This window comes from Saccharibacillus alkalitolerans (genome assembly GCF_011090185.1).
Lineage (GTDB): Bacteria > Bacillota > Bacilli > Paenibacillales > Paenibacillaceae > Saccharibacillus > Saccharibacillus alkalitolerans.
Genome location: NZ_JAAFGS010000009.1, coordinates 157,697 through 164,128 on the forward strand (window position 1 = coordinate 157,697; position 6,432 = coordinate 164,128).

Here is a 6,432-nt window from a genome sequence, read left to right on the forward strand (position 1 = left end):
TCCGTTAGGCGGCCTGCCCGCTTAATGTCCGACCGTCAAATCGGCGCCGAGCGTATCGTTCACGTTCCGGCCGACCCGGATCCGGAACAAGCCCGGTTCGACGACCGGCACGCAATCCGGACCGATGTAGCGGAGCTGCTCCGCTCCGATTTCGAATTCCACTTTGCGGCTCTCGCCGGGCTTGAGCACGATCTTGCGAAACCCTTTCAGCTCGTTCGCCGGCCGCGTAACGGCGCTCACGACGTCGGAGACATACAGCTGCGCGACTTCCGCGCCTTCCCGGTCTCCCGCATTCGTGACCGTGACCGAAACGGCGACCGTTTCGCCCGCCGCGATGCGCTCGAGCGAAATCCGGCCTTCCGACAATACCGGCTCCGAATAGTCGAAATGCGTATAGCTCAGTCCGTAGCCGAACGGATATCTCGGCTTCGAATCGTCTTCCAGATACCGTTTGCCGCGCGAACGCTTGCCGAGATAATGCACCGGCAGCTGGCCGACATGCTTCGGCACCGAGATCGTCAGCCGGCCCGACGGGTTGACGTCGCCGAGCAGAATGTCCGCGATCGCGCGGCCGCCTTCCTGCCCGGGATATCCGGCCTGCAGCAGCGCCGGCATATGCTCTTCCACCCACGGCTCCGCCACCGGGCGTCCGCCGATATAGACGACAATCACCGGCTTGCCCGCGGCGGCCGCGTGCACTTCGCGGATCAGGTCGAGCTGCACGCCCGACAGACCCAGCGTCATGCGGTCGATGCCTTCGCCGCAGTCCATGTCGCTGACCGCTTCCCCCGTGACCAGCGAAGCGCCGGTCCGCAGGTCGATCGTGCCTTCGCCGAAGTCGCGGGCGCTCGAGCCGCCCATGACGAGCACGACGGCGTCGGCCTGCGCCGCGCATTCCAGCGCGCGCGGAAAGCCTTCGCGCGATTCGCCGCGAATGCGGCAGCCCGGCGCATGCAGCACGCGCTCCTCTCCCAGCCGCTCGCTCAAGCCGCGCAGCACGGTCGATACGCGACCTTCCGGCTGCGGCGACGTATAGTCGCCGAGCTGGTTGTAGCCCCGGTCCGCGTTGGGACCGATCACCGCCACCCTGCCGACGCTGTCCGGCAGCGGCAGCAGGCCTCCGTCGTTCTTCAGCAGAACGACGCTCTCCGCGGCCAGCTGCCGGGCCAGACGCGCATGCTCCTCGCAGCCGATGATCCCGGCCGCTCTCTCCGCGTCGGCGTACGGGCGCTCGAACAGCCCGAGCGCGAACTTCAGCTTCAGCACGCGCAGCGCAGCGCGATCCAGCACCTCCGGCTCGAGCTCGCCGGATTCGAACGCCGCCAGCAGATGGCGGCCGAACATTTCGCCGGACATTTCCATGTCGATGCCCGCCCGGAGAGCCTGCAGCGCCGCGTCCTCGCCGCCGTCCGCGGTATCGTGGCCGTTCGCCAGCATGTCGATGGCGCCGCAGTCCGTAATGACGAGGCCGTCGAAGCCCCATTCGCCGCGCAGGATGCCGTCCATCAGCCGGCTGTTGGTCGTGCACGGCACGCCGTCGATTTCGTTGTAGGCCGGCATGATCGAAGCCGCTCCCGCCTTGACCGCCCGCTCGAACGGATACAGGTCGATCTCGAGCAGCTCGCGCCAGCCCATATGTACGGGACCCGCATTGCGTCCCCCTTCGGAACTGCCGTAACCGACGAAGTGCTTCAGCGTCGCGGCGACGCTGTCTTCGCCGTCCAGGCGCTCTCCCTGCAGTCCTTCGACGGCCGCCGCCGCCATCTCTCCGACCAGGAACGGGTCTTCGCCGAAGCATTCTTCCGTCCGGCCCCAGCGCGGATCGCGCACGACGTCGAGCACCGGCGAATACGTCGCCGCTCCGCCCTGCGCCCGCGTCTCCGCCGCGACCGCCCGGCACATTTCCCGGTACAGCTCCGTGTTCCAGGCGCTGCCGATGTTCAGCGGCACCGGGAACACGGTCGCCCCGATCGCCATATGGCCGTGCGAGCACTCTTCGCCGATCAGCAGCGGAATGCCCAGCCTTGAATGTTCGACCGCGTAGCGCTGAATGTCGTTGACCGCTTCGGCCCCTTCCGCCGGAGAGAGTCCCGTAGCAAGCGTCACGCCTGTCCACGGGTCGGCGCGCAGCGTGCCGTACAGCGAACCGACGTCGCCCATCTTCACCCGTTCCTTGAAGTCCTCCGTCAATTCCGCTTTTCCTTCGCGGCGCGAATAGGTCGTCCAACCGAACGGCTGGATCAGCTGCCCGACTTTCTCGCGCGGGGTCATCGCCGCAAGCAGCAGCTCCGCCCGCTTCTCCGCAGGCAGCGCCGCGTCCAGCCAGGGTCCTGCCGCGGCCGTTCCGGACGTTTTTTCCGTCATGCTTCTTCCTCCCTCCGAGTGTCTGCCCGGCCGATCTTGCACGGCGGAAACCGCCGGAATCGGTCTGCGGGTTCATGATCGCTTCCGTCCATCCGTTCGTTCCTCTAACCGTCTGTTCTTGGTCTTGCGCGCCGCTCTGCCTCTATATTGCCTGTTGCCTACCGCCTATGTCGATACAATATTCCGCCAATTTCGAAGGATTTTTGCGACTTCCGCTTTTTCGGAGCACCTTCTTATTCCTTCACCGCGCCGATGGTCAAGCCCTGCACGAAATAGCGCTGGAAGAACGGATAAGCGAAAATAATCGGCAGCGTCGCCAGCACGACCATCGCCATGCGCGCCGTATCCTGCGGCAGCGATTGAAGCGCGGCCATGCTGATATTGCTGTTGGCCGAGTTCTGCTGGATAAACTGCATGCTCGATTCGATCCGCATAAGCATCGACTGCAGCGGTACCAGATTCGGATTATCGATGTAGAGCAGCGCGTTGAACCAGTCGTTCCAATAGCCCAAAGTGCTGAACAGCCCGATCGTCGCCAGCCCCGGCAGCGACAGCGGCACGATAATCTTCACGAAAATGCGGAACTCGCCCGCGCCGTCGATCTTGCCCGATTCGATCAGGGCATCCGGCACGCTCGTGCTGTAAAACGTACGCAGGATCATGACGTAGAACGCGTTCATCGCCAGCGGCAGGATCAGCGCCCAGATGCTGTTTTTCAGCCCGAGCAGCTGCGCCACGATCATGTACGTCGGGATCATCCCGCCGTTGAACAGCATCGTCAAGATCGCGAACACGGAGAAAAACCGGCGGTAGCGGAAGCTTTTGCGGGAGATCGCGTAAGCGTACAGCGAGATCATGATCAGACTGACGACCGTGCCGATCAGCGTAACGGCGATCGTGACGCCGTATGCTCTGAGCAGCGTGTCGCCGCTCTCGAAAATGTAACGGTAAGCCTCGAGGCTCCACTGCGACGGTATCAGCCGATAGCCTTCCCTTGCCAGCACGCTCTCGTCGGTCAGGGAGATAATGACGACGAAGACGAACGGGAACACGCAGGCCAGGGCGAACAGCCCGGCGATCAGATTGAACACGATGTTCCAACCGGGCGTGATCCGATGGAAGTCGCGCGCTTTCGTTCTCGGTTTCGGTTTAATGACTTTCGCGTTGGGCGTCATCTGCATAACGGCACCATCCTTTCTTGTTGGCCGGCCCTTCGGGTCGGCGGCACAGCGGCAGAAACGATCAGAACAGCGCGCTGTCCTTATCCATGCGGCGAACGACGTAGTTGGAGAGAATGACGAGCACGAAGCCGACGACCGACTGGTACAACCCCGCGGCGGCGCTCATGCCGATCTCGCCCGTCGTCATCAGTCCGCGATAAACGTAAGTGTCGATGACGTTGGTCACCTGGTACAGCGTTCCGGAATCCCTCGGCACCTGGTAGAACAGGCCGAAATCCGCATAGAAAATTTTGCCGACGGCGAGCAGCGTCATGATCGTCATGATCGGCATCAGCATCGGGAGGGTAATGCGGCGGATTTGCTGCCATTTGCTCGCTCCGTCGATCATCGCCGCTTCGTACAGCGACTTATCGATGCCGAGGATGGCGGCGAGGTAGACGACGCTGCTGTACCCGATCGACTTCCACAGATTGACCAGAATGAGGATATACGGCCAATACTTCGCTTCGGAATACCATTGGACAGGGTCCATGCCGAACCAGCCCAGAATCTGATTGACCAGCCCTCGGTCCATGCTCAGGAAGCTGAACACGAAATAGCCGACGATGACCCAGGACAGGAAGTAAGGCAGGAACATGCCCGTTTGATAAATCTTCGACAGCCTGCGATTGACCAGCTCGGACAAAATAATCGCCAGCAGCACCGAGAAGACCAGGCCGAGCACGATGAACGCGATATTATAGAGCAGCGTATTCCGCGTGATCGTGAAAGCGTCGTCGGTACTGAACAGAAATTTGAAGTTGTCCCAGCCGACCCACTCGCTGCGGAATATGCTGGCCCAGAATCCGTCGCGGCTGAACCGGTATTCCTTGAACGCGACGATCGTACCCGCGAGCGGCAGGTAGGAGAAAAAGAAAAACCAGATCGCTCCCGGCAGCACCATGAACAGCAGCGCTTTGTTGCGGTTGACGTTTTTGAAAAATCTTCCCATGCGTATGCATCCTCCTTCTTCCGCGCGGCGATGCGGCCTGCGCGTCGGGTAAAAAAGGACCGGGCGATCCTGCTTATCCGCCCGATCCCTGACCGTGTTCTTTTTTATCCGTTCCCGGCGGTTATCCGGGCTTGAATCTTACTTGCCGTTTTCCGCTTTCCAGGCGTCCAGCTGAGTCTGCGCTTCGGCCATTACTTTTTCCAGGCCCGCCTGGTTGAACTTCTCGATCGCCTGCGGCAGATACGCTTCGGGATCGACCGTGCCGGTCATCAGGGAAGACCAGAACTGCTCCTTTACGTTCTGCACGGCGGCGAGTTCGCTCGACACGTTTTTCGGGTCGAAGTTGAAGCTCAGGATCGGGGAATCGACGCCGGATTCGTTGAACGTCTTGAATTCGTCCCATTTGTTATCCGGGTCGTTCGGGTTCAGGTACAGCAGCATGTTGTTGCCGAGCGAGTAGGACGGCATATCGTAATTTTTCGACTCCGGCAGGTTTTCCATCCGGTTGTCGGCCGTCTTCTTGTAGTGCGTGCCTTCGATGCCGGAGTCCACCATGTTGCGCAGCGTGACGTCCGTGTTCAACAGGTTCAGAAACTCCATTGCTTTTTCCGGGTACTCCGAGTTGGCGGAGATCGCCATCATCGAGCCCTGCACGGAGTTGTTCGTGATGATCGGTTCGCTGGCCGGCGTCGAGACGACCGGGTAGCCGTAGCTGGCGGACCAGACGTTGTCGGCGAGCGGCTGGGTCTGCGCGCGGTCGAGCAGCCATTTGCCGGACGTCATCAGGTCGCTTGTCGAACCGGTCGTCGCGGCTTCGGGCGCCACATAACCGGCTTGGTAGTATTTATGCATCGTGGTCAGCGCTTCTTTCATTTCCGGCGTCTCCAGGATGTTGACGATTTTGTAGTCCGCCGTATCTAGCTTGACCGCCATCGGCAGGTTCTGGATCACGTAATCGTACGGCACGTAAGGCACGTAGTTTTTATCCATGGCGAACGGCGTCACGTCCGGCGACTTTTCCTTGGCCGTTTTCAGCATCGGTTCCAGACTGTCCAGCGTGTTCGCTTTCGCGATGTCGATCCCGTATTCGTCGACCAGCGTCTTGTTGAAGCGCCATACTTCCTGCTGCGGAAGCTCTTTGTTGGCCGGGATCGCGTAATTGTGGCCGTCGACTTTGGAACCTTCCAGGAAGGCCGGGTTCACCGTCTCCTTGATGCCCTTTCCGTATTCGTCCAGCAGCGAGTCGAGTTCCATGAACGCGCCTTTGCGCGCGTTCTGCACGTAGTCGAAACCGCCGGAAGAAGTAAACATAATGTCCATCGGCTCGCCCGAAGCGACCAGCACCTGCATCTTCTGCTGATAGTCGCCCCAGTCGATCATTTTCATCTTGACGGTCGCTCCGATCTTCTCGGCCGTGTATGTGCTGACTTCGGCCATGACCTTGTCGACGTCCTTCTGCGGCGTGCCGATCGTGTACCAGATCAGCTCCACCGGTTTGTCCGGAGTGCCTTCTCCGCCCGACGCGGAACTGCCGCCCCCTCCCCCGCCGCACGCGGAGAGAAGCAGCGCGCCTGCCGTCAGCATCGAGAGGGCGAGCGAAAATCTTTTCTTGCCTTTTTGCATGAAATAGACCTCCTCTATTGAATTGCTGTCTGTGTGTCCGCCTTGCCGACCTTCTGTCCGTTCTTCCTTGCCGTAAGAACTATCTTTACTCTAGAGGATGAAAGCACTTTCATAAAGGAGCGAAACTCAATATTTAAGGGTACAAAATAAAGAAAAGACCGCCTTTGTCGACGATCTCTATCATGAAAAGAAATATTTATTTACATGAAAATGACTTGTTTTTCATTTCCGGCTCGGCTCGGCTCGGCTCGGCTCGGCTCGGCTCGGCTCGGC

General features: G+C 60.4%; 4 protein-coding genes. All 4 read right to left on the reverse strand.

All coding sequences use genetic code 11. The features are described from left to right. Positions 1-21: 21 nt before the first annotated feature. Complete coding sequence (locus GYN08_RS20330; RefSeq protein ID WP_206023851.1) at positions 22-2,364, reverse strand: glycoside hydrolase family 3 N-terminal domain-containing protein; 2,343 nt, start codon at positions 2,362-2,364, stop codon at positions 22-24. A 233-nt stretch (positions 2,365-2,597) separates the two neighbouring features. After that, a complete protein-coding gene (locus GYN08_RS20335; protein WP_408015079.1) occupies positions 2,598-3,545 on the reverse strand; it encodes a carbohydrate ABC transporter permease in 948 nt (315 codons plus the stop codon). Between the two features lie 61 nt (positions 3,546-3,606). After that, a complete protein-coding gene (locus tag GYN08_RS20340) occupies positions 3,607-4,536 on the reverse strand; it encodes an ABC transporter permease (protein ID WP_166278381.1) in 930 nt (309 codons plus the stop codon). 138 nt (positions 4,537-4,674) lie between these two features. Beyond that, complete coding sequence (locus GYN08_RS20345) at positions 4,675-6,159, reverse strand: ABC transporter substrate-binding protein (RefSeq protein ID WP_166278384.1); 1,485 nt, start codon at positions 6,157-6,159, stop codon at positions 4,675-4,677. Positions 6,160-6,432: the final 273 nt, after the last annotated feature.

Bases quoted from the DNA above. Each gene is read 5' to 3' on its own strand.
- GYN08_RS20330 (WP_206023851.1), bottom strand. From the start codon at position 2,364: ATGACGGAAAAAACGTCCGGAACGGCCGCGGCAGGACCCTGGCTGGAC.
- GYN08_RS20340 (WP_166278381.1), bottom strand. From the start codon at position 4,536: ATGGGAAGATTTTTCAAAAACGTCAACCGCAACAAAGCGCTGCTGTTC.
- GYN08_RS20335 (WP_408015079.1), bottom strand. From the start codon at position 3,545: ATGCAGATGACGCCCAACGCGAAAGTCATTAAACCGAAACCGAGAACG.
- GYN08_RS20345 (WP_166278384.1), bottom strand. From the start codon at position 6,159: ATGCAAAAAGGCAAGAAAAGATTTTCGCTCGCCCTCTCGATGCTGACG.